Source organism: Streptomyces sp. NPDC020917, from assembly GCF_044333795.1.
Lineage (GTDB): Bacteria > Actinomycetota > Actinomycetes > Streptomycetales > Streptomycetaceae > Actinacidiphila.
Genome location: NZ_JBIRRR010000006.1, coordinates 299,297 through 321,953 on the forward strand (window position 1 = coordinate 299,297; position 22,657 = coordinate 321,953).

Genomic DNA, 22,657 nt, shown 5'->3' on the forward strand with positions numbered 1-22,657 from the left:
ACCTCCCGGGGATCCACGGTCCCGGCCGCATGTGGCAGGGCCGGCCGGCGCGTCGGATAGTGGAAGTGAGGGGGGTGCTCGGGGAGACGCTGGAGCATGCCATGGACCGCTACCCTCCCATCGCCGACCACGGGCTGGTGGGCGACCTGCAGACAGCCGCTCTCGTCTCGTCCGAGGGCGTGGTCGACTGGTTCGCGGCGCCGCGATTCGATTCGCCGAGCATCTTCGCCGCGCTGCTGGATCATGACGGCGGGGGGCGTTTCCGTATCGCCCCGACGCATCCCGACATCACGTGCAAGCAGCTGTACTACCCCGACACGGCGATCCTGGTCACGCGGTTCATGTCGCCGGACGGGGTGGGCGAGGTGGTCGACTTCATGCCGCCCCACCAGACCCGCAGTCCGAGCGATCGCCACACGCTGATCCGCCTGATCCGGGCCGTGCGGGGAACCGTCGAGTTCGCCCTGGAGTGCCGGCCGCGCTTCGCATACGGGCAGGCCGAGCACGAACTCGACATGAGCGGGAACGGCGCCCACTTCCACGCGCCGAGCACCGACGCCCACCTGCAGGCGACCTTTCCGCTCCAAGCGGACGGCCGTGACGTGCTCGGCACCGTCCGCCTCGAGGCGGGCCAGACCGCCGGAGCGGCGTTCGCCGTCGGCGCGCCGGGCGGCGACACGCCCAGCGCCCTGACGATGGAAGCGGTCCACGCACACGCCGCGGAGACCGGGCACTTCTGGCACGACTGGCTGCGCCAGTCCCGGTACCGGGGCCGCTGGCCGGAGCTGGTGCACCGTTCGGTGATCACCCTCAAGCTGCTGACGTACGCCCCCACCGGCGCGCTGGTCGCTGCGGCGACCATGGGCCTGCCGGAGCAGGTCGGCGGTGAGCGCAACTGGGACTACCGCTTCACCTGGATCCGCGACGGCTCGCTGTCGGTGCGGGCCATGCTCGACCTCGGTTTCGCCGACGAGGCCACCGCGTTCGTGCACTGGCTGGTGGAAAGGCTGCGGGAGCGCGAGGGGAAGGAGGGCGAGCCGCTGCAGACGATGTACCGCATCGACGGCAGTCCTGATCTGCCCGAGCAGAACCTCGACCACTTCGAGGGCTACCGCGGATCCGCGCCGGTGCGCATCGGAAACGGCGCCGCCGACCAGCTGCAGCTCGACATCTACGGGGAGGCCGTCTACGCGCTGTCCCAGGGCCGCGAGATCGAGGCGCAGTCCACCTACGAGGGGTGGAAGACCTTCGCCAGGACGCTGGACTGGCTGGCGGAGCACTGGGACCGGCCGGACGAGGGCATCTGGGAGACCCGCGGCGGCCGCGAGGACTTCACCTACAGCCGGGTGATGTCCTGGGCGGCGTTCGACCACGGGATGCGTCTGGCCGAGCACTACCGCAGGCCCGCCGACATCGACAAGTGGCGCCAGGCGCGCGACGCCGTCTTCGAGCAGATCATGGACCGCGGCTGGAGCGACAAGGAACGCGCCTTCGTCCAGCACTACGACGGCGACGTGCTCGACGCCTCTCTCCTGCTGATGCCCCGGGTCGGCTTCCTCGGCTCCAGGGACCCGCTGTGGCTGTCCACGCTCGACGCGATGGACCGCAAGCTCGTCTCCGACAGCCTCGTCTACCGCTACGACCCCGCCGCCTCACCGGACGGGCTGCGCGGCTCGGAGGGCACCTTCAGCCTGTGCACGTTCCTCTACGTCGACGCGCTGGCCCGCGCCGGGCGCCTGGACCAGGCCCGGTACACCTTCGAGAAGATGCAGACCTACGCCAACCATGTCGGCCTGTTCTCCGAGGAGATCGGCCCCAGCGGCGAGCAACTGGGCAACTTCCCGCAGGCGTTCACCCACCTCGCGCTCATCATGGCCGCGACCACACTCGACGACGCGCTCGACGCCGAGCATGGACGCTGACGCGTGGCCGCCCCTGAACGCGCGGCAGGGTCGCCTCGGTTGACGGCGTCGGCGTTCGACGCGCTGTACCGGAGGCTGGCGGCGAGCACGTCCTGGGCCGGCGGCGAGCGCGGCGCCCTGGCCGCGCTGACGCCGGGGCGCGTGGCGGCGGCCGCCGGTGAGGTGCGGACGGGTCGGACGGTCACGCTCGCGGCACCGGTGGAGACGACGCCGGGCCCCGACAGCCCCGAGCCCGCGACGCACACGATGATCACCGGGCCGGAACAACTGGCGGGCCAGGGGCTCCGCTTCGCCCGGGACCGCTTCGCCATGAACGTGCACGGGGACACCGACAGCCATCTCGACGCGCTGTGCCATGTGGTCTACGACGGCACCCTGCACGGCGGGGTGCCGTCGAGCAGCGTCACGCCGGACGGCGCGACGGCCCTGTCCGTCGCTTTGGCCGCGGCCGGGATCGTCGGCCGCGGGGTGCTGCTGGACATCCCCCGGATCCGCGGCGTGCCCTGGCTCGAACCGGGGGACCATGTGACCGCCGAGGACCTCGGTGCCGCGGAACGCTCCCAGCGCGTGCGGATCTCGGAGGGTGACCTGCTGTTCGTGCGGACGGGGCACCGCAGGCGCCGGGCGGACAGGGGCCCCTGGAACGTGGCGGAGGCGAGAGCGGGACTCCACCCCACCGCCCTGGAGTTCGTCGCGGATCGCCGGGTCGCGGCGCTGGGCGGCGACGGCAACAACGACACCGCGCCCAGTTCCACCGACGGCGTGGCTTATCCGGTGCACGTGCTGGCGATCCACGCCATGGGCCTGCCTCTGCTGGACTACCTGCAGTTCGAGGACCTCGTGCCGGTCTGCGCGGCCGAGCGGCGCTGGTCCTTCTTCTGCGTGATCGCCCCGCTGCGGCTGCCGGGCGCGACCGGTTCACCCGTCAACCCCATCGCCGTGATGTGAATGGCAGCTCCGGTCGTGGTGGTCATGGGCGTCGCGGGGAGCGGGAAGTCCACCGTGGGAAGGCTGCTCGCCGACCGGCTCCAGGTGCCCTTCCTGGAGGGGGACGATCTTCATCCGGCGGCGAACCGGCTCAAGATGGCCTCCGGCCGCCCGCTCACCGAGGAGGACCGGGAGCCCTGGCTGCTGTCCCTGGCCCGGTGGATCGGGCGGGCGTCGGAGTCCGGCCGCGGCGGGGTCGTGGCGTGCTCGGCACTGCGGTACGGCTACCGCGAGGTGTTCCGCGACGCGGGAGGCGGGGTGTGGATCCTGCATCTGGCACTCGGTGAGGCGGCGGCCCGCCGGCGGGTCGCCGCGCGCACGGGGCACTTCATGCCGACCGCCCTCGTGGACTCCCAGTACGCCGAACTGGATCCGCTGCGGCCTGGCGAGGCCGGCCTGACCGTCGACGCGGAGGACTCCCCGCAGGCGATCGTCGACCGTGCGACAGCCGCCGTGCGAGCCGCCGGCTGACCCCCGGGCCCGGCCGCGGCCCGCGTGCCGGGTGGCGGCCCAGCCGATAAAATTGGAGGTGCTTTCGGTAGGTGGCTGCGCGAACAGTCCCAACCGGGGGGATGATGCCGGGGCCGGGGCAGCCGACGACTCCCAGAACGGGGCTCTCATGGCCGGCGATCAGCACTACGACGTCATCGTCATCGGCACCGGAGCGGGCGGCGGCACGCTCGCACACCGGCTGGCGCCCAGCGGCAAACGGATCCTGATCCTGGAGCGCGGCGGCTATCTGCCCAGGGAGCGCGACAACTGGGACTCCACCGCGGTGTTCGTCCAGGGCAAGTACCGGGCTCCTGAATTCTGGTACGACAAACACGGCAACAGCTTCCCGCCGGAGGTCAACTACTACGTCGGCGGCAACACCAAGTTCTACGGTGCCGCGCTGTTCCGGCTGCGCCCGGAGGACTTCGGGGAGATCCGCCACCACGACGGGATGTCCCCGGCCTGGCCGATCGGCTACGACGACCTGGAGCCCTACTACACGCAGGCCGAGCGGCTCTACCTCGTGCACGGCCGGCACGGCGAGGATCTCACCGAGGGCCCGGTCAGCGGCCAGTACGCGCACCCTCCGGTGGAGCACGCGCCGCGGATCCAGCAGCTCAGCGACGACTTGGAGAAGCAGGGCCTGCACCCGTTCCACCTGCCGATCGGCGTGAACCTGACCCAGGACGACAACGGCGAGGCCACCCGCACCAGCGCCTGCATCCGCTGCGACCGGGTCGACGGGTTCCCGTGCCTGCTGGGCGCGAAGTCCGACGCGCAGGTGATCTGCGTCGACCCGGCGCTCGAACATCCCAACGTCACGATGGTCACCGACGCCGACGTCCGCCGGCTGGAGACCGACGATTCGGGCCGCACCGTCACCGGCGTGGTCGCCGACCTCGCGGACGGCACGACCGGGACGTTCAGCGCGGACATCGTGGTCGTGGCCTGCGGTGCGGTGAACTCCGCGGTGCTGCTGCTACGTTCGGCGAACGACCGGCACCCGGCCGGGCTTGCCAACAGCTCGGACGTCGTGGGACGCCACTACATGCGGCACAACAACCTGGCCCTGATGGCCGTGTCCGAGGAGCCGAACCCGACGAGGTTCCAGAAGACCCTCGCCCTGCACGACTGGTACCTGGGGGCGGACGACTGGGAGTACCCACTCGGCGGCATCCAGATGCTCGGCAAGTCGGACGCCGAGCAGATCCACGGCGAGGCGCCCCGCTGGGCCGGCGCGGTCTCCCCGGACATGCCGTTCGAGGTACTCGCCCACCACGCCGTGGACTTCTGGCTGTGCGGGGAGGACCTGCCGCTGCCCGGGAGCCGCGTCACCCTCGACGGGGACGACGGCATCCACCTGGCCCTCGACGAGAAGAACAACATCGCGGGCGTCAAGAAGCTCCGGCACAAACTGCAGGGGATGCTGGGGCACTTGGGCATGCGTGAGCACCACCTGCTGGACCACAGCATCTACCTGCACAAGGGGATGCCGATCGGCGCCACCGCCCACCAGGCCGGCACCGTGCGGTTCGGCACGGACCCGGCCAGTTCGGCCCTGGACGTCAACTGCAAGGCGCACGACGTCGACAACCTGTACGTCGTGGACACGTCGTTCTTCCCCAGCATCGGCGCGGTCAACCCGTCGCTGACCGCGATCGCCAACGCGCTGCGGGTCGGTGACCACCTGATCGACCGGCTGGGCTGAACGGCCCACGGCCGCACGGCGGTTCGTTCCGGCTCCCGGTCACGCGTTGTCCCCGGGGAGGCCCGCGCCTCCTGTGTCGGTGTCGGTCAGTTCCTCCAGCCTGCCCTTCATGTCGAGCCGGTAGACCAGGAACAGCGCCGGTCCCACCAGGACAACCGCGATGAGCGCGACCAGCCCGAGCCAGCGAAGGGTGTGCGGGGCACCGGCGCCCTGCGCCACCGTCAAAGTGGTCGGCAGCAGGTAGGGGCGCTGGGCGAGGCCCCAGGCCAGGATGGCGAGGGCGACCGTGGCCACGGACGTGTAACGCGTCCAGCGGTGTGCGCGGACCATCAGCAGGAACACCGTGAGCACGCCCATGAACCCGGACAGTGCCACGAAGGTCAGGCCGAGCCCCCGGGTGAGGCCGTGCCAGACGTAGCGGGCGTCGTGGTGGGTGACCGGCAGGGCGATGGCGGCCAGGACCACCACAGCGCAGAAGGCGATGACGGCCCGCAGGCGGAAGTAGTCGACGAGGTCGTCCGCGCCGAACCTGCGGGCGTCGGCGCTGAGGAAGACCGCGCCGAGGAAGGCGGTGGCCGCGATGGCCATCAGCCCCGCGAGGATCGACGTCGGGTTGCTCCACACGTGCGCGGAGGCGGGCGTGCCCACCGCCACCCTGCCCGAGGCGACGCCACCGAGGACCGAGCCGAGGAAGTACGGCGTGACGAGCGAGGCGATCGCGAACACGGCGCCGTAGATCCGCCGCCGGGCCAGCCGCCGGGTCGGCTTGCGCAGGGCGAAGCCCGCGCCGCGCAGCACCGTCCCGACGGCCGCGAGGACCAACGGCAGCCACAGGGCGGTGAACACGGCCTCGAACATCGTCGGGAAGCCGGTCCACATCAGGACGAGGACGAAGATCAGCCAGACGTTGTTGACCTCCCACACGGGTGCCATGGCGTGGTCGATCAGCCAGCGCGGCCGCTTGCCCCGGTCGGCGCCGCCCGCCACCAGGTCCCAGAAGCCGGCGCCGTAGTCGGTGCCTCCGCCGCAGGCGTAGGCGGCGATCACCACGACGAGGACCCAGGCGATGGTGTCGGCCATCATCGGGCACCACCCGCGTTCCCTTCCGACGAACCCGGTCCGGCGTCTGCGCCGTTCCCTGCCCCCACCGCGGCGGGCTCGGCTTCGCTCCTGGGACCGTAGGGGGTGTCCACCTCCGGATCGACGCCGGCAGGTGCTCCCGCCGCCGTCTCGTCGGCGACCCGCCAGCGGGTGCGCATCTTCAGCACGACCGCGAGGAAGGACCAGAAGACGGCGACGTACATGACGATGACGACGCCGAGCATGGTCCAGATCCCCGCGGCCTGCGTGTGCGTGACGGCCTCGGACACCCGCATGTTGTTGTAGACGATCCAGGGCTGGCGGCCGACCTCCGTGGTGACCCAGCCGCACTCGACCGTGACCAGGCAGGCCACGCCGGCGATCGCGGCGGTGCGGAAGAACCAGCGGTTGAGGGGCAGGTCCCGGTGCCGCCACCAGATCCACGCGTACCACAGGGCCAGCAGGATCAGCAGGCTCCCGATGGTGGCCATGATGTCGAAGGCGAAGTGCACGATCGTCGCCTCGGTCGGCGTGGGGCGGTCCGCGGCCGGCACGGAGGTCAGTCCGACCACCTTGGTGCTGGGTCTGAACCCGGCCAGGATCGAGTCGAGTTGGGGGATCCTGATGCCGCCGGCGATGCTGCCGTCGGCGTTCAGCCGGCCGAAGACGTACTCGGGCACATGGGTGTCGGTCTTCCAGACGATCTCCATGGCCGCGAACTTGACGGGCTGCTTGTGGAACACCGAGCGGGCGGCGGAGTCCCCGAGGAAGAACTGGAGCGGCGAGAGGATCGCGGCGACGGTGAACGGGACGGTGAATCCGAGCTTGTGGTAGCGGTCGCGGCGGCCGCGCAGCCAGCCGACCGCGTACACGCCGGCGACCACGTAGCTGGCGGTGAGGAACATCGCGACGACGAAGTGCCAGTACTCGGGGCCGAAGATCGGGGTGAAGACGGCCTTCTGCACGTCGACGTTCACCGGATTGCCGTGGGAGTCGAGGGTGAACCCCTGCGGGGTGTTCATCCACGAGTTGGCGGCGATGATGCCGAAGGCCCCCATCAGGGCGGCCAGGGGCAGCGGCACGGCCAGCCAGAAGTGCGTCCACGGCTTCAGGCGGCGCCATCCGTAGAGGTAGACGGCGATCATGATGGCTTCGAGGAAGAAGGCCCATGCCTCCACGCCGAAACCGAGACCGAACACGTCGCCCCAGCGCCCCATCATCCCCGGCCACAGCAGGCCGAACTCGAAGGACAGCACGGTGCCGGTGACGATGCCGATCGCGAACTGCACCGCCATGACCGCCGACCAGCGCCGGGCGAGCTTCAGGGCCACCGGGTCGCCTCGGCGCAGGCCCCGGTAGTGCATCACCAGGGTGATGAAGGGCAGCGCCACCCCGAAGGGGACGAGCAGGATGTGCGAGGCCAGGGTGAAGGCCATCAGCTCGCGGGAGGGCAGGAGCTGGGGCGGTGTGCTGCCGGCCAGTTGGGCTGCTGTGCTGAGCATGCGTGCCTCGGTGGTCTTCCCCCGCCGCGGGCGGGGACAGGAGGGACAGGAGGGTGCCGGATTCGGGATGTCCCGGCCGGATCAGTGCCGGTGCGACACCGCTGTTGCTCCGTGGGGCCGATCGGGCGCGGGGTCGCGGTCGGGCAGGGTGAAGGCCCGCTCGCGCCGTGCGCCGGACGCGAAGACGACGGACCAGCTCAGCACCGCGCCCAGCCTGCTGCGGAACCCGGTCAGGAAGGCGATGTGGATGAAGAGCCACGCCAGCCAGCCGGGCACGCCCGACAGATGCACCGGGCCGGCCTTGACGACGGCCCGGCCGCGGGAGATGTAGGCGGCGCTGCCCAGGTCCAGATACTTGAAGGGCTTCGGCTTCTTCGTCCTGCCCTCCACGGAATGGCGCACGGCCCGCCCGGCATAGGCACCCGACTGCATCGCGACCTCCGCCAGACCGGGCAGGTGGCGGAGCCCCATCACGTCGCCCACCACGCGGATCTCCGGATGCCCGGCGAGGGTCAGGTCGGGTTCGACCGCGATACGCCCGGCACGGTCCTGGGCCGCGCCGGCGGCCCGTGCCACCGCGGCGGCGATGGGCGGCGCCTCGACCCCCGCCGTCCACAGCACGGTGCGTGCGGCGTACCGGGTGGTGGCGCCGTCCCTGTCCTTGACGGTGAGGCCGTTCGCGTCGAGGTCGGTGACCATCGTCCCCAGATGGAGATCCACCCCCAGATGCCGCAGGGTGCGCGCCGCGCGTCCGGCCAGCGGTTCACCGAAGGTCCCGAGGACCTTGTCGGACCCCTCGAAGAGCAGCACCCGGGCCTGGAGGGGGTCGATCGTGCGGAACTCGCGGTCGAGGGTGTGGCCGGCGATCTCCCTGATCTGCCCGGCGAGTTCCACACCGGTCGGCCCGCCGCCGACCAGGGCGAAGGTGAGCCACTGGCGTCGCTCCTCCGGATCGGTGGCCGACTCGGCCATCTCGAAGGCGCGGTAGATCCGGCGGCGGATCTCCAGGGCGTCGCCGAGGGTCTTCATGCCCGGGGCGTTCACGGCGAACTCGTCGTGCCCGAAGTAGGACTGGCGCATGCCGACCGCGACGATCAGATCGTCGTAGGGGACGGCGAGGCTGCCGCCCTCCGGCCGCCGCACGTGGACGAGGCGCTCTTCCACGTCCACGCCGGTGGCGTCGGCCAGCAGGCAGCGCACGTTCGGGTGGCGGCGCAGGACCGCGCGCAACGGCTGCGCGATCTGGCCCTCGGACAGGATCCCGGCCGCGCACTGGTAGAGCAGCGGCTGGAAGAGGTGGTGGGCCCGGCGGTCGACCAGCGTCACCGCGACCGGTGCACGGCGCAGCGCCCGGGCAGCGAACAGTCCCGCGAAACCGCCGCCGATGATCACCACCCGGCGGGGCGTGATGTGGTCCTCCACGGACGCTCAGCCGCCGGTGGCGAAGCCGGGGAAGAGCGTCATGCCGCCGTCGACGTACAAGGTCGTGCCCACGACGTAGTCGAGCAGGTCAGATGCCATCGCGACGACGGCCTCGGCGATGTCCTCGGGGTCTCCGACCCGGCGGTACGGGATGAGCTTGAGCAGGTCGGCCTCAGCGTCGGGCGTGTCCCAGGCGGACTTGTTGATGGGGGTGCGGATGGCGCCCGGGGCGACCGCGTTCACCCGGATGTGGTGCGGCGCGAGTTCCTGGGCCAGGGTCTGCATCATCATGAGGATGCCTCCCTTGGAGGAGGCGTAGTTCACGTGGCCCGACCACGGGATGATCTGGTGGACGGAGCTCATGCAGACGATCTTCCCGGCCGACCGGGACACCTCGGGGACGACACCGCGGCGCATGAACTCCTTGGCGGCCTCGCGCGCGCACAGGAACTGCCCGGTGAGGTTGACGTCGATGACCTTCTGCCACTGGGCGAGGGTCATGTCCACGAGCGAGGAGTCCCGCTGGAGGCCGGCGTTGGGCACCATGATGTCGATGGTGCCGAACTCCTTCACCATCCGGGCGACCATCTCGACGACCTGGTCCTCCTGGGACACGTCGGCCTCGTGGGCGTAGGCGCGGACCCCGAAGCCCTTGATCTGCTCCACGACCTTGTCGGCCTCGTCCGCCCCGGCGACGTAGTTGACGACGACGTCGGCCCCGGCACGGCCCAGGGCGACCGCGGTCGCCATGCCGATACCCGAGTTCGCCCCGGTCACCAGGGCCTTCTGCCCGTGCAGAAGCCGCGCGCTCAGCGGCCCCCGGCTCTCCTCGGCCTTTCCTGCCACCAGATTCCTCCTCGACCGTGCCCACCGGCGCATCGTCCGGGCAGCAGGCCAGGACCATGCGCAGAAGCCGTCACCTTCCAGTGCTCAGACCCAAGCACCCGGCTCCGAGGAGGCCCGGAAGGGCGCGCCCGTTCGGGGCCCGCTTCGACCGGAGTGGCCTACAGGCCGGGTTCACCCGCGGGTGAACCCGGCCCTGCACCGGCGACGGCCGGAACCGCCGCCGTTCGCGCGGCTAGCCGGTGACGCGGAACACGTGGCTGCCCGCGCCGACGGTGAAGTGGGCGTAGCCGTCCGCGCGTTGGCCGGATGTCGCGCCTGCGGGGGCGTGGACCTTCTGCGCACCGCTGACCGGGACGAGGACGTCGGCGGTGGACCCCACCGGGATGTCGACGCTCAGGGTGAGCAGCCCCGGGTTCCGGGTCCACGACGAGGCGATCCGGCCGAGGGGTGACGTGACGTGGGCGGAGGCATGGGTGAGGCCCCCGACGGTGTGGGGGCTGATGGTCACCTTCGTGTAGCCGGGCGCCGCGGCCTCGATGCCCGCGACGTCCTGGTACAGCCAGTCGTCCACCGTGCCGAGGAAGGCGTGGTCGTGCGAGCGCGAGTTGGCGTTCCACTCCTCCCACATGGTCGTGGCGTCCAGGCCCTCGAACCAGTAACCCCAACCGGGATAGGTCGGGTTGGTGGCCACCTTGTAGGCCAGGTCGGCGTGCCCGGAGTCGGTGAGGACCGGCAGGAGAACCTTGGTGCCGAGCGCCCCGGTGTCCAGGTGGTCGCCGCGGGCGTGGATGTCCGCGACGAGGTTGTCGGTCACGGCCTGGCGGTGCTCCGGCGGCACCAGGCCGAAGCTCAGCGGGAGCAGGTTCGACGTCTGCCGGTAGCCCGCGGCCTTGTCGTCGAAGTAGGCGCCCTTGGCGCTGTCGTAGAAGGTGGCGTTGAAGGTGTCCTTGACCTGGGCGGCGAAGGCGTCGAAGTGCTGTGCGTCGGTGCCGTGGCCCAGCGCCTTCGCCATCGTCGCGAGCCGGGTCGCGGTGAGGTAGAGGTAGGCGGTGCCCGTCAGCCGGGTGCCCTCCGGTGCGTTGGCGCCTTCCGGGGAGAGCCAGTCGCCGTAGCTGAAGCCGGTGTAGATGCCGCCGGTGCCGGCGATGTCGTGCTCGTAGTACGACATCCAGGCCTTCATGCCGTCGTAGTTGTCGGCGACCGCCGCGGTGTCGCCGTAGTACCAGTACAGGTCCCAGGTGCCGAGGATGTAACTGGCCGACCAGACGGGGTCCTTGACCTGCTTGCCCGACTCGGTGGTGGGCACGGTGGGGCCGATCGACCCGTCGGCGTTCTGGTCGTCGCGGTGCGAGCGGACCCAGCTCTCGTAGAAGTTCTGCATGTCGAAGTTGGCGATCGCCGAGTCCGCGTACAGGAAGCCGTCGGCCGTGTAGGGCCGCTTCTCGTACATGGGTGTGTCGGTCGGGACCGAGTGCAGGTTGTTGAGGATCGTGTCGGCCTGCGCGTCCTGGTAGCGGTTCAGCAGGTCGCTGGAGCTGGTGAACCCGCCGGTGGACGTGACCGCCGTGTGGACCCGCATCCCGTCGACCGACTGGAGGGTGACCCCCTGGGGGACGACGACCTGGGCGTAGCGGAAGCCGGCGTAGCTGTAGCTCGGCTGGTAGGACTCCACGCCGCCGCCCCTGAGGGTGTAGGTGTAGGTCTGCAGGCCGAGCCCGAAGGCGCCGGTGTTGTCGACGGTGCCGTCGGCGCGCAGCTTCTCGCCGTAGGTGACGGTGACCGTCGCTCCCGCGGGGCCCTGGACGCCGATGCGCGCCCAGCCGGCGGTGGGGCTGCCGTAGTCGTAGACGTGCGTGCCGGCGGCCGGAGTGGTGACGTGCGCGGCCTGCAGGTGGCCGGTCACCTTGATGGGCGGGAAGCTCTCCGAACGCAGCGTGCCCTGGGGGCCGTCGACCGTCAGCGCGGGGTGCCAGGCGCTGTCGTCGAAGCCGGTGTCGTTCCAGCCGGGCTGCTCAGCGCGGGCGTCGTAGCTCTCCCCGAACCACAGCGACTGCGAGGTCGTGGGCCCGTCCGACACCTTCCACCCGCTGTCGCTGACCACTTGCTGGTGCGTGCCGTCGGTGTAGGTGATGTCGAGCTCCAGCTTGAGCTTGGGCTCGCCCCACCAGGACGACGCCTTCCACTCGTCCGGGTTCGTCATCGCGTAGTAGCCGCGCCCCAGGCTGACGCCGATGGCGTTGCCGCCGGTGCGCAGCGCGGAGGTGACGTCGTACGTCGAGTACAGGACGGTCTTGTCGTAGACGGTGAATCCGGGTTCGAGCTCCCGGTCGCCGATGCGCCGGCCGTTCAGGTACAGCTTGTTGTAGCCCAGGCCCGCGATGTGGGCCCGCGCGGAGGCGATGGGCTTGCGGGCGGTGAAGTCGTCGCGCAGCAGCGTCTCGGGCGCCGGCGGAGCCGACACGGACCTGCCCCAGGGGCCCGCGCCGTAGCGGGCGGCCTCCAGGGCCTTCGGCCACGCCGCGTCGTCGTACCCGGGCTGCTGCCATCCGTCAGCCGCCGTGTCGGAGGCTTTCCAGCTGCTGTCGGTGACGAGGTCGGCGGGCGCTCCCGTGCCGGTGAAGTGGAGGCTGCCGAGCACGCCCGCCGGCCCCTGGTTGGTGTTGGTCGCCTCCACCGCCAGCACGTTGGTGCCCGCGTGGAGGTAAGGCGCGATGTCGACGACGCTCGCCGTCCGCCAGGAGTCCGCGACGCGCGGGGAGCCGGCGGCCTCGGTGCCGTTGACGTACAGCGTGAAGCTGTCGTCGGCGGTGAGCTGCATCTCCGCCGTGGCGATCTGCGCTCCGGCGGGCAGGTCGAAGCTGCGGCGCAGGTAACGGGTCCCGGCGGGAGCCGAGTCGGAGGGATTGCCCTCCGGGTACCAGATCCAGTTCGCGTCGTCGAGCCGCAGCACGGGCGCGTTCGCGTGGGCGCCGATCCACGTGCCCTGGAAGTCCGCGGGGTCGACGAAGGACGTCTCGAACCGTGCTTCGCCGCTCCACGCCGAGGCGTTCCCGGAGCCGTCCCAGACGCGGACGTGCCAGTAGTAGCCCGTCCGCGAGGCGAGGGCGCTGCCGCCGTAGGTCACGTCGAAGGACCGGGAGGAGCGGACCCGCCCGCTGTCCCACACAACTCCCTTGCCGCCGGGGGACGTCGACACCTCGACCTGGTAGGCGGCCTGTTCGACGGCGGGGTGGCCGGCGGCGCCGGGGCCCGGGGTCACCTCCCAGCTCAGCCGGGGCCGGGTGACGTCGACGCCCAACGGCTGGACCTGGTGCTCGACTTCGAGCCCGCTCACCCGCGGGGCGTTCCCGTTCGCCGCCGCGCCCGGCCCGGGGTCCGGTACGGCCACGGCCGCCGCACCGGGCGAGGCGCCCACTCCTGACACGGCCGCCACGAGCGACAGCATCAGCCCGACAGCCAATCCGCGCTTTCTCACACTTGCCTCCATGGACGGCACGGGATCCGGCGCCGCGCGCCGCGCGGCTCCCCCGCCCGCCCTGCCTGTTGAATCGTTTCAACCTCTCGGTACACCACTCAACCACAGGCCGCGCAAAGGAAACAAGACGCCGTCACCAGCCCATCCGCGGGCCCCGCCCCCCTTGCAATGGGTCAGCCTCCAGGCACGCGGTTCCCGGCCCTGCCCTATGGAGGTGGCGGCTCCTCACCGGCCATCAGGCGCAGCATGCACGCCAGCGCGGCCGCCGGATCCGGGGTGTCCAGCACCACGTGCTCCCGTCCCCACGGGTGCGCCATCACGAGGAATCCGTGGTCGATGCGGCGATCGCGGGGAACGGCTCGCCGGAGTAGTCGCGGAAGTCGCCCGTCACCGACACATGCAGCACGTTCATGCTCGTCCACGGGAACAAGGCCCGCAGCACCGGCTCCTCCACGGCCAGTTGCAGCAACCGCCACATCGCCGGGCGCGCCCAGTCACCGCCCAGGTGCGGCGGCCCCCAGGCGTTCAGCGTCGCCAGCCAATCCTGATCGCGCTCGCCGCCGGCGCCCTCGATCGCCATCCTCCGACCTTCGGGGCCTGTCGGGAGTCTGTCAACGCCAGGATCGCCGCCGGGGGCCCGCCTACCAGTCCCGGACGGACTCAAGTCCGGTGCCCCGGCGGGCGGGCGCTGCTCCCCCGGAGGGAGGGTCAGTCCTCGGCGAGCGCGTGGGCGGGGGTGATGCGCGACATGGCCCGGATCGGGAGGGTGAGCGCGGCGCACACCAGGACGACGCCCGCGGCGGTGGCCAGCAGCGCCGCGCCGGTGAGGGCGGGCAGCCGGCCGGCGAGCATGCCGGCGCCCAGGGGCAGCACGGTGGCCAGGCCCACGGCCGCTCCGGCGAGGCCGCCCATGAGGGCGAGCAGCGCGCCCTCGCAGAGGGACAGCCGGGCCAGTTCGCGGTCGCTCCACCCGGTGGCGCGCAGCACCGCCAGATCCGCCGCCCGCTCGCGCTGCGACAGCACCAGCACGTCGACCGCGCCGGCCGCGCCCAGCAGCAGGGACAGTGCCACGGAGATGTAGTCGGCCGAACGCGCGTGCGCGACGACGGCGCTGCCCAGCAGCGAGCCCGCGACCTGGCCGCGGAAGCCGAGGGTCAGGGCGAGCAGCACGGTGAACGCGGCGACACCCAGGGCGATTCCGGCCGCGCCGAGCGCGGTGCGGCCCGGCGTGCGCAGCAGGTTGCACCACGCCAGGCCCCGGACCGAGCGCACCGCGGCGGCCCGGCGGGTCGCGCTGACCGGCGGGTTGACCGCGTCCAGCGGGCCCAGGCGGGTGGCCTTCCAGGCCGGCAGCAGCCCCGCCGCCACGGTCAGCAGCAAGGCGACCGGCAGCACGAGCACCGCGCGCGCTCCGGCGTGGGCCATCCCCAGCCCGGCACCGAGGCCGTAGGCGAGGCCGGTGCCCACCGCACCGGACACCGCGCCGATCACGGCCAGTTCACCGACGACCAGCCGCATCACCTCGCCGCCGCTCCACCCCAGGCAGCGCAGCGTGCCGATCTCCGTGCGCCGGGAGCGCACCGACGCCAGCGCCGCCTGTGACAGGAACAGCCCGCACACCACGAGGACCAGGACGAAGAGGATCTCGCTCTTGCGGTCGACGGCCTTGAGGATGCGCAGGGCCACGCCTTTGGCGGTCCACTCCTCGCGGACCGTCAGCCCGCCCGGCAGCGCGACCTTCTGCGGGGCCGGCGAGCTGCCGACGGTGAGGTCGACCTGGAGGCCCGGGTAGGCGCGGCTGATCTCGCCGGCCACGGCGCTGACGCGGGCGCGCGAGACGGCGTCCACGCCGGTGACGCCGGCGACCCTGATCCTGATGGCGCTGATCGGTGCCGTGTCCTGAAGGTCCGGGGTGTGGCGGCTCTTGGTGACCACGGTCAGCGAGTCGAGGCTGGTGAGCAGCGTCGGCGGTGCACTGAGGTAGGCGCCCAGGTTCCGGTCCGGCCGGAGCGGGGCGTCGTGCAGGGCCTTGCGGGTCGCATCGTCGGCCCCGACGACCGACGGCGGCCGGTAGGTCTCCATCGGGACGGCGGTCAGGGCCGAGAACCCCGGCAGCCGGTCCGGATCGTACCGGCCGACCACGTCCAGCAGGGGCGGCGGAAGCCGGCCGAAGTCCTGCTCGACGCAGATGTCGCGCAGGCCGACGCAGACCGCGCCGGGGTGCGGGGTGACCGTGCGGAACTGGGTGCCCTTGTTCTCCTCGGGGACGGCCGGGATGAACTGCTGTTCCGACCGGGTCCGCCACAGCTCCTTCGACTGCGGCGGTTTCAGCACCGGGTGGAGCACGCCGCCCGAGGAGCCGTACCGCACCGGGCCGGTCGTCCAGTACTCGTCGGTGTCGACACGCGCCTTGAGGCTCCCCTGTGCCGGGAAGCCGTCGTCCAGGTTCGCGGTGACGCTGCCGACGGGCGTGCCGTGCAGGCCGTTGAGGAAGGTGTGCGCGTGGACGCCGCCGAGGTTCTTCGCCAATGCGGCGGGATCGCCCACGTCGAGCTGCTCGACGGTGCCGTCCACCCGGCCGGCGGTCAGTGCGCGGCTGCTGAGGACCGCAGGGACGTCGTAGTAGTAGGACACGTCATGCGGGGTCTTCCAGACGGGCTTGTCGTCCTCGCGGAGGGCGCGCCCGGTCACCGCCGCGCGGTCCAGGCCGACCAGCCGGTTCTCCTGGTCCGGGTCGATCGCGGCGAGCAGCACCGGGTAGCTGACCGGCACGTCCACGTATCCCGTCTCGGATCCGCTCCGGCAGGTCAGGGTGGCGTTGATGTCGGGGTTGAACGGCGACCACTCGCGGAGGTCCTCGGGCAGGTCCAGCGGCTTCAGCGGGCTGCCGTCGCCGTTGATGAGGAGCTCCGACTTGTCGGAGTTGTAGTACCAGCAGACGTAGTAGGTGGACTTCCCGGCCTTCTGCGCCTGGAGCCCGGGGAAGGGCAGGTCGTCCACGTGGTCGACGGTGCCGATCGGGGTGCGCGAGAAGTACAGGTAGGCGTCGGAGCCGGGCACGGCTTGCGTGCCGGTGGAGATCGTGGTCCTGACCCGCAGCGCCTGCGCTTCGGTGCCCGCCTTCAGGTACTTGGAGACGTCGAGGCGGACGTGGCTCTCCACCATGACGGAGCCGACGTTGGCCACGGGCGCGGCGACCTGCACGCCGGCCATCTTCTTGATCGCCTGGTACTGGCCGAGGCTGATGCCGCCGTAGATGCCGGACAGGAAGTTCGCCTGGACCAGGTCCCGACTCTGCTCCAGCTGCGTCTCGGTGCCCTTCGGACGCACCAGGACGTCGTAGGCGGAGCGGACGTTGTGCTGGACGACGCCGACGGTGCGGGCCTGGCTGGTGCTCACTGCCGTGGTCAGCAGCGTGAAGCTGGTGGCGGCCACGAGGGTGCCGGCGCCGAGCGCCAGGGCGCGCGAGCGGCGCCGGCGCAGCTGGGAGACGATCATGCCCAGCAGGCCGGGCCGGGAGTGCTGGAGGGTCACGGCCGGTAACCGCCGAGCCGGTCGAGGGCGTCCGCGGCCGGTGCGACGGCGTCGTCGGCGACGATCCGGCCGTCCTGGAGGCGGACGATCCGGTCGCAGGAGGCCGCCACTTCGGCGTCGTGCGTGGCCAGCAGCATGGTCATGCCGAACTGCTCGCGCAGGTTCATCAGCAGGTCGACGATGCCGCGGCCGGTCGCGCTGTCCAGGTTGCCGGTCGGCTCGTCCGCCAGCAGGAGCGCCGGCCGGCTCACCAACGCCCGTGCGATCGCGACCCGTTGCCGCTGGCCCCCGGACAGTTCGGACGGCAGGGCCTGTGCGCGGTCGGCGAGTCCGACGGCGGCGAGCATCTCCGTGCCGCGCTCGCGGCGGTCGAAGTCCACCCGGCGCGGCAGTACCGGCGCGAGCACGTTGTCGAGCGCGGTCAGGGCGGGCAGCAGGTGGAAGCGCTGGAAGACGAACCCGGTCCGGCGCCGGTGGGCGTCGAGCCGGCGGGCGGTCAGCTCCTCGCCGTCGATCTCCACCGCGCCCTCGTCGGGGCGGTCCATCCCGCCGGCCAGGTGCAGGATCGTCGACTTCCCGGCCCCCGACGCCCCGGTGAGGGCCACGGACGTCCCGTCCCCGACCGTCAGGTCGACGGCGTCCAGGGCCGTCAGCCCCGGGTAGCGCCGGGTCACTTCCCGCAGCGTCACGCGCACGTCGAGCATCCCCCTCGTACATTGCCGCAATACAGCGCTACATTGTCACAACTTAGGAGGGGTGTACATGCCACTGCACCACGCGGTGCTCGCTCTGCTGAGTGAGAGCCCGGACCACGGCTACGAGCTCAAGGCCCGTTTCGAGCAGGCGGTGGGCCCGCAGTGGGGGGGCCTCAACATCGGCCACCTGTACCAGATCCTGGAACGGCTGGTCCGCGACGGGTACATCACCCGCTCCCAGGTCTCGCAGAGCGACCGGCCGGACAAGAACCGGTACACCCTGACCGCGTCCGGGCGGGCCGAACTCCACGACTGGGCCACCAGTGCCTGGGTGCGCACCGGCGGCTACCGCGACGAGCTCTTCCTGAAGCTGTTCGGCGCCGCGTCACTGGGCCCCGAGGCGCTCGCCGCGCTCGTCGAGGCCCAGCGCGGCACCTATCTGTCCGAGATCGGCGGCCTCACCCGGCTCCGCCGCACCCACACCGACGACCCGCTGGTCTCGCTCCTCATCGACGCGGCGATCGCGCACACCAAGGCCGACCTCGAACTCGTCGAGTCCGCTCCGGGCCGCCTCGCCCCCCTCGCCGCGGCCGCCGGCGAGACGGTCACCGGCGGGACCGCGGCAGCCGACGATCCGGTGAACGACCGGCGGAGGCACGGCTGACGGCCGCCGTCCGGCACCGGAAACAGCCCCTGCGGCGGGAGGGCCCGCCCTCACCAGTCATGCATCGTGCCGTCGGCAAGCCTGTTGTACGGCAGATACGCCTGCTGGTAGGGATGGGCGGCCGCCGCCTCCTCGTCCAGCTCGACGCCGAGCCCCGGGGTGTCGCCGGGATGCAGCAGGCCGTTCCCGAACGTCAGCGACTGCCGGAACACGGTGTTCGTCGCCGCGCTGTGGCCCATGTACTCCTGGATGCCGAAGTTGTGCAGGGCGAGCCCCAGGTGCGCCTGCGCGGCCAGGCCGACCGGGGAGATGTCGGTCGGGCCGTGGAACCCCGACTTGATCTGGTACTCCGCCGCGGTGTCCATGATCTTGCGCAGCGGGGTGATGCCGCCGAAGTGGGTCGCGGACGCGCGGACGTAGTCGATGAGCCGCTCGCCGAGCAACTGGTGGAAGTCGGCGGCGTGGTTGAAGACCTCGCCTACCGCCAGCGGGGTGGTGGTGTGGTGGCGGATCAGCCGGAACGCCTCCTGGTGCTCGGCCGGCGTGCTGTCCTCCAGCCAGAACAGGTCGTACGGCTCAAGCGACTTGCCCAGCTTCGCGGCCTGGATCGGGGTCATCCGGTGATGGCCGTCGTGCAGCAGCGGCAGCTCGGGGCCGAACTCGTTGCGCACGGCCTCGAAGACAGTGGGCAGATGGCGCAGGTACGCGCGGGTGTCCCAGTCCTCCTCCGCCGGCCTGCTCCCCCGCCCGGCCGGCTCGTGGTCGTAGCGCTCGCCGCTGGCCTGGGGCTGGGCGGCCACCCCGTACAGCTTCTCGATGCCGGGGACGGAGCTCTGGATGCGGACGGCCTGGTGGCCCTCCTCCACATGGCGGCGCACCGAGTCGAACAGCTCCGGCAGATCCCGTCCGGAGGCGTGGCCGTACGTCATCAGGCCCCTGCGGCACGCGCCGCCGAGGAGCTGGTAGACCGGCAGGCCCGCGGCTTTCCCCTTGATGTCCCACAGCGCCATGTCGACGGCCGCGATCGCCGCCATGGTGACCGGGCCGCGCCGCCAGTAGGCCCCGCGGTAGAGGAACTGCCAGGTGTCCTCGACGCGGTGCGGGTCGCGGCCGGTCAGCAGCGGGGCCACATGCTCCTGCAGATAGGCGGCGACGGCCAGTTCCCGGCCGTTGAGCGTGGCGTCGCCGAGGCCGGTGACGCCCTCGTCGGTGGTGATCTTGAGGGTGACGAAGTTGCGGTTGGGGCTGGTGACGATGACGTCGGCCGAGGTTATCTGCATGTCTCCTTCTCGGTTTCAGGATCGGCGGAGCTGCTGGACGGAGGCCACGACCGCGGGGTCCTCTCCCCAGGCGGGGGTGATCACCGACAGCAGCGCCGCGAGACGCCGGGTGCCGCCCGGCCGCGCGCAGGCGCGGGCCAGCTCGGGAGCGGCGGTGTCCGGCAGTGCCGCGGGGTCGGCGGCCGCGAGGACGTGGTCGGCCCAGGCCGCCACGCAGCGCAGGGCGGGTACGGCGTCGCGGCCGGCCGCCTGCTCGGCCCGGACGACGGGCAGGATGCGGGCGCGCAGTTTCACGCTGCCGTCCATGGCGATCTGGGCGAGGTGGTGGGCGATACGGGGGTTGCGGAACCGGGCCAGCAGCTGCTCCCGGTACGCGGGGACACCGAGGCTCTCTTCGGTCAGATGGCGTTCGGCGCCGTCCCAGTACTCCTCGACCTCGCGCCGGCAGGCGGGGTCGCGGATCGCGTCCGCCACCGTGCCGTGGCCGCGGACGGGCCCGGTGTAGGCGAGCATCGAGTGCGCCCCGTTCAGCAGCCACAACTTCCGCCGCTCGTACGGCTCCACGTCGTCGACGAAGAGCGCGCCGGCCCGTTCCCACGGCGGCCGGCCGGCCGGGAAGCGGCCGCTGAGCACCCAGCTGTGGAACGGCTCGGCGACCACCGCAGCGCCGTCCCGCAGCCCGAGCCGCGCGGATGCCAGCCCGATGTCGGCGGCCGTGGTGCGGGGCGTGATGCGGTCGACGGACGTGCTGACGAATCCGACGTGCGCGTCCACCCAGTCGGCCAGCGACCCGTCCACCTCGGCGGCGAGGCCGAGGACGACGCGCCGGGTGGCCGCGCCGTTGCCGGGCAGGTTGTCGCAGGAGACGATCGCGACGCCCCCGGCCCCGGCGCGCCGGCGTGCGGCCAGCAGGTCGACCAGCCGGGCCGGAGCGGTGAGCAGCGGGCCGTCCCCGCCGCGGCGCAGCTCCCGCAGGTCGCGCTGGACCTCCGCCGCGGCAAGGTCCAACTCCCCCTGGGCGGTGAGCCGGTAGCCGGCCTCGGTGACGGTCAGCGTCACCGCGGCGACCCCCGCTCCCCCGCCGAGCTCGCGCAGCCGCGGCTGGTCGGCACCGTCGTGGGCGGCGACGATGGATCCGACCAGCTCGACGCCATCGCCGCGGTCGGCGCGTTCGGTCACCGAGTAGAGGCCGTCCTGGGCGGCCAGGAGATGCGCCGCGTCGGGCCTGCGGCCGGTGAACGCCGCGATGCCCCAGGCGTTCTCCTGGTCGGCCCGGTGGGTGTACCAGGCCTGGTGGGCGCGGTGGAACGCGCCGAGTCCGAGATGGACGATCCGCACCGGGGCCCGCGAACGGGCCCCGGCCGTCGATCTGTTGAGTGTTCGCATGGAGCGCGCTGCTATCCCTGGGGGTAGGTGACCCCGCCACCGCCCTGCACGGACGGGAAGATGAGCAGGTTCCCGTAGTGGTGCATGGCGATGCCGGCGAAGTAGGTCTCGTCCGGGGCGTAGGCCGCCTGGACCTTGGCGAGTTCGGCCTCCATGTAGGTGCGGCCCTCCTCCCAGAAGGTGACGCTCGGCGGATCGCCGCCGCCGGTCAGGTCCTTGGTCTCCACGCCGATCACCACGGACTCCGGCTTGTCGATCTGCCGGGCGTAGGCGACCTCGTGGGCCGCGCGCGCGATGATCCCGCCGTTGTCGGCGTGGTCCACGTAGTCCATCAGGGAAACGTAGTCGCTGAGGTCCTGCACATGGTCGCTCAGGGGGGCGGTCCTGCCGTGCCAGGTGACGGCGGTGCAGCAGGGCGTGGACGTGTCGAACCAGCTGGGGACGGCGGGGCCGAACAGCAGCGGCTCGCCGGAGGCGTCCCGCAGCCGGACGAGCTGCTCCAGCAGGTCGAGGTAGACGACCTGGAGGTTGCTGCTCGCGTCGCTCCACGGGGCGAGGCTGTACGGCTCGATGTCGACGTTCACGCCGTCGAAGCGGGCGTCCGCCGGGACGGCCAGGTTGTAGTCGAGGACCTTCTCGAACTCGCTGATCGCGTAGTGCTGGTACTGGGGCAGCGCGCCCAGGTTCGGCGGGGTGGTGCCCCCGGCGACGACCGCCTGCACGTGGTAGCCGCGGCCGCGCGCCCAGCGCACGAACGACGCCACCTGGGTGCGGGAGTCACGCAGCATGTCCTTGCCCTGGGAGGCGGCGACGCCGAGGTACAGGGTCCGGACGGGTTCGGAGCCGGGGAAGGTGGTGGTGTCGTCCATCATCCGGCCGAGCCGGTCGCGTGCGGCGGTGTCGAACACCACCGGGTAGGAGTTCTGCTCCCAGACCCACATGGCGCGGTTCTGGTCGTAGGTCCTGCGCGGGGCGGGCTTCGCTCCCCCGAGCGAGACGTAGGTGGTGGTGGAGGTGCCGACGTGCCCGCGCCGGTCGGTGGCACGGGCCTCCAGGCCGGCGAAGCCCGGGGACAGGGCGCGCAGGTCGAGCCGTACCAGGTAGCGGTTCGGGGAGCCGGGGACCGGATGGGCCGTCCGCCAGGCGCGGCCGTTGGCCCGCACCTCGACGCCGCGCAGCCCGCTCTTCGACGTCGCCTCGACGACGACCGGCACGGTGGCGCCGGTGAGCCGGTCGGACATCGCGGGCGAGACGATCCGGACCGCAGGCTTCGCGGCGGCCGGGTTGTCGACGTCCACCGAGACGAGGTTGGACCACTTCGAGTACAGGGTCTGGAGGTTCTTGCCGTAGACGGCGAGGCCGATGGTCCCGTCCTGGTCTCCGACGTCGACCGTCGCCGACCAGGTGCCGGCGGCGGCGTCGGTGGTGACGGGCACGGTCCGCTGCGCGTCGACGACCAGCTTCAGGTCGCCGGTCTCGGCGTACCGGCCGCTGACCGTCAGGGTGTGCCCGTCGATCGTGGCGTGGTCGGCCGGGGAGTCGATGGAGATCATGGGGGTCCCGGCGGCGTGTGCGGAGCCGGCCGGCGCCAGCCAGGCGGCGCCCGCGCACAGCAGGGACAGGGCCACTGCCCAGGGTTTTCTGCTTCTTCGCATGACGGTGCT

The 22,657-nt window shown here is 71.9% G+C and carries 16 protein-coding genes; 5 read left to right on the plus strand and 11 right to left on the minus strand.

What is annotated here, in order from left to right; translation table 11 throughout:
• Positions 1-101: 101 nt before the first annotated feature.
• The 4 genes from ACH4TG_RS15985 to ACH4TG_RS16000 all read left to right on the plus strand — a co-directional run bounded on the left by ACH4TG_RS15985 (position 102) and on the right by ACH4TG_RS16000 (position 5,109).
• The gene (locus ACH4TG_RS15985) at positions 102-1,922 is read left to right on the plus strand and encodes a glycoside hydrolase family 15 protein (RefSeq protein ID WP_398242877.1); all 1,821 of its coding nucleotides are present in this window, start codon (positions 102-104) and stop codon (positions 1,920-1,922) included.
• Between the two features lie 39 nt (positions 1,923-1,961).
• Positions 1,962-2,870, plus strand: a complete 909-nt coding sequence (locus ACH4TG_RS15990) for a cyclase family protein (protein ID WP_398242878.1) — start codon at positions 1,962-1,964, stop codon at positions 2,868-2,870.
• On the plus strand, positions 2,871-3,380 hold the full coding sequence (locus tag ACH4TG_RS15995; RefSeq protein ID WP_398242879.1) for a gluconokinase: 510 nt from the start codon (positions 2,871-2,873) through the stop codon (positions 3,378-3,380).
• Between the two features lie 148 nt (positions 3,381-3,528).
• Positions 3,529-5,109 (plus strand): GMC oxidoreductase, encoded by a 1,581-nt coding sequence (locus tag ACH4TG_RS16000; protein WP_398242880.1) that lies wholly within the window; start codon positions 3,529-3,531, stop codon positions 5,107-5,109.
• Positions 5,110-5,148: 39 nt separating this feature from the next.
• Here the strand turns inward: ACH4TG_RS16000 and ACH4TG_RS16005 are convergent, their stop codons facing one another.
• The 8 genes from ACH4TG_RS16005 to ACH4TG_RS16040 form a co-directional block, all read right to left on the minus strand.
• Positions 5,149-6,192, minus strand: a complete 1,044-nt coding sequence (locus tag ACH4TG_RS16005) for a cytochrome d ubiquinol oxidase subunit II (RefSeq protein WP_398242881.1) — start codon at positions 6,190-6,192, stop codon at positions 5,149-5,151.
• Entirely contained in the window at positions 6,189-7,691 is a 1,503-nt protein-coding gene (locus tag ACH4TG_RS16010) for a cytochrome ubiquinol oxidase subunit I (RefSeq protein ID WP_398242882.1), read from the minus strand. The genes ACH4TG_RS16005 and ACH4TG_RS16010 overlap by 4 nt, the downstream gene beginning before the upstream one ends.
• An 81-nt stretch (positions 7,692-7,772) precedes the next feature.
• A complete protein-coding gene (locus tag ACH4TG_RS16015) occupies positions 7,773-9,113 on the minus strand; it encodes an NAD(P)/FAD-dependent oxidoreductase (RefSeq protein WP_398242883.1) in 1,341 nt (446 codons plus the stop codon).
• Between the two features lie 6 nt (positions 9,114-9,119).
• On the minus strand, positions 9,120-9,959 hold the full coding sequence (locus ACH4TG_RS16020; protein WP_398242884.1) for an SDR family oxidoreductase: 840 nt from the start codon (positions 9,957-9,959) through the stop codon (positions 9,120-9,122).
• Between the two features lie 232 nt (positions 9,960-10,191).
• Positions 10,192-13,434, minus strand: coding sequence for a family 78 glycoside hydrolase catalytic domain (locus tag ACH4TG_RS16025; RefSeq protein WP_398242885.1), 3,243 nt, complete (start codon positions 13,432-13,434; stop codon positions 10,192-10,194).
• A 316-nt stretch (positions 13,435-13,750) separates the two neighbouring features.
• Positions 13,751-14,014: a DUF6193 family natural product biosynthesis protein gene (locus ACH4TG_RS16030; protein WP_398242886.1), complete on the minus strand. Its 264-nt coding sequence runs from the start codon at positions 14,012-14,014 to the stop codon at positions 13,751-13,753.
• 128 nt (positions 14,015-14,142) lie between these two features.
• Positions 14,143-16,968 carry an FtsX-like permease family protein gene (locus tag ACH4TG_RS16035; protein WP_398242887.1) on the minus strand — a complete coding sequence of 942 codons (2,826 nt, stop codon included), beginning with the start codon at positions 16,966-16,968 and terminating at the stop codon, positions 14,143-14,145.
• A complete protein-coding gene (locus ACH4TG_RS16040; protein ID WP_398242888.1) occupies positions 16,965-17,672 on the minus strand; it encodes an ABC transporter ATP-binding protein in 708 nt (235 codons plus the stop codon). Before ACH4TG_RS16040 ends, ACH4TG_RS16035 begins: the two co-directional genes overlap by 4 nt.
• Positions 17,673-17,730: 58 nt before the next feature.
• Here ACH4TG_RS16040 and ACH4TG_RS16045 point away from each other — a divergent pair, with 58 nt between their 5' ends.
• On the plus strand, positions 17,731-18,327 hold the full coding sequence (locus ACH4TG_RS16045) for a PadR family transcriptional regulator (protein WP_398242889.1): 597 nt from the start codon (positions 17,731-17,733) through the stop codon (positions 18,325-18,327).
• Positions 18,328-18,377: 50 nt separating this feature from the next.
• Here ACH4TG_RS16045 and manD read toward each other — a convergent pair whose 3' ends face one another.
• From manD to ACH4TG_RS16060, 3 genes are read right to left on the minus strand one after another with little or no spacing between them, the layout of a single operon-like run.
• Entirely contained in the window at positions 18,378-19,607 is a 1,230-nt protein-coding gene (manD, locus tag ACH4TG_RS16050; RefSeq protein ID WP_398242890.1) for a D-mannonate dehydratase ManD, read from the minus strand.
• A 15-nt stretch (positions 19,608-19,622) separates the two neighbouring features.
• Positions 19,623-20,993, minus strand: a complete 1,371-nt coding sequence (locus ACH4TG_RS16055; RefSeq protein ID WP_398242891.1) for a mannitol dehydrogenase family protein — start codon at positions 20,991-20,993, stop codon at positions 19,623-19,625.
• A gap of 11 nt (positions 20,994-21,004) precedes the next feature.
• Positions 21,005-22,648 carry a hypothetical protein gene (locus ACH4TG_RS16060; RefSeq protein WP_398242892.1) on the minus strand — a complete coding sequence of 548 codons (1,644 nt, stop codon included), beginning with the start codon at positions 22,646-22,648 and terminating at the stop codon, positions 21,005-21,007.
• Positions 22,649-22,657 lie beyond the last annotated feature (9 nt).

Bases quoted from the DNA above. Each gene is read 5' to 3' on its own strand.
- ACH4TG_RS15985 (WP_398242877.1), top strand. From the start codon at position 102: ATGGACCGCTACCCTCCCATCGCCGACCACGGGCTGGTGGGCGACCTG.
- ACH4TG_RS15995 (WP_398242879.1), top strand. From the start codon at position 2,871: ATGGCAGCTCCGGTCGTGGTGGTCATGGGCGTCGCGGGGAGCGGGAAG.
- ACH4TG_RS16000 (WP_398242880.1), top strand. From the start codon at position 3,529: ATGGCCGGCGATCAGCACTACGACGTCATCGTCATCGGCACCGGAGCG.
- ACH4TG_RS16005 (WP_398242881.1), bottom strand. From the start codon at position 6,192: ATGATGGCCGACACCATCGCCTGGGTCCTCGTCGTGGTGATCGCCGCC.
- ACH4TG_RS16010 (WP_398242882.1), bottom strand. From the start codon at position 7,691: ATGCTCAGCACAGCAGCCCAACTGGCCGGCAGCACACCGCCCCAGCTC.
- ACH4TG_RS16030 (WP_398242886.1), bottom strand. From the start codon at position 14,014: ATGGCGATCGAGGGCGCCGGCGGCGAGCGCGATCAGGATTGGCTGGCG.
- ACH4TG_RS16040 (WP_398242888.1), bottom strand. From the start codon at position 17,672: ATGCTCGACGTGCGCGTGACGCTGCGGGAAGTGACCCGGCGCTACCCG.
- ACH4TG_RS16045 (WP_398242889.1), top strand. From the start codon at position 17,731: ATGCCACTGCACCACGCGGTGCTCGCTCTGCTGAGTGAGAGCCCGGAC.
- manD (WP_398242890.1), bottom strand. From the start codon at position 19,607: ATGCAGATAACCTCGGCCGACGTCATCGTCACCAGCCCCAACCGCAAC.
- ACH4TG_RS16055 (WP_398242891.1), bottom strand. From the start codon at position 20,993: ATGCGAACACTCAACAGATCGACGGCCGGGGCCCGTTCGCGGGCCCCG.
- ACH4TG_RS16060 (WP_398242892.1), bottom strand. From the start codon at position 22,648: ATGCGAAGAAGCAGAAAACCCTGGGCAGTGGCCCTGTCCCTGCTGTGC.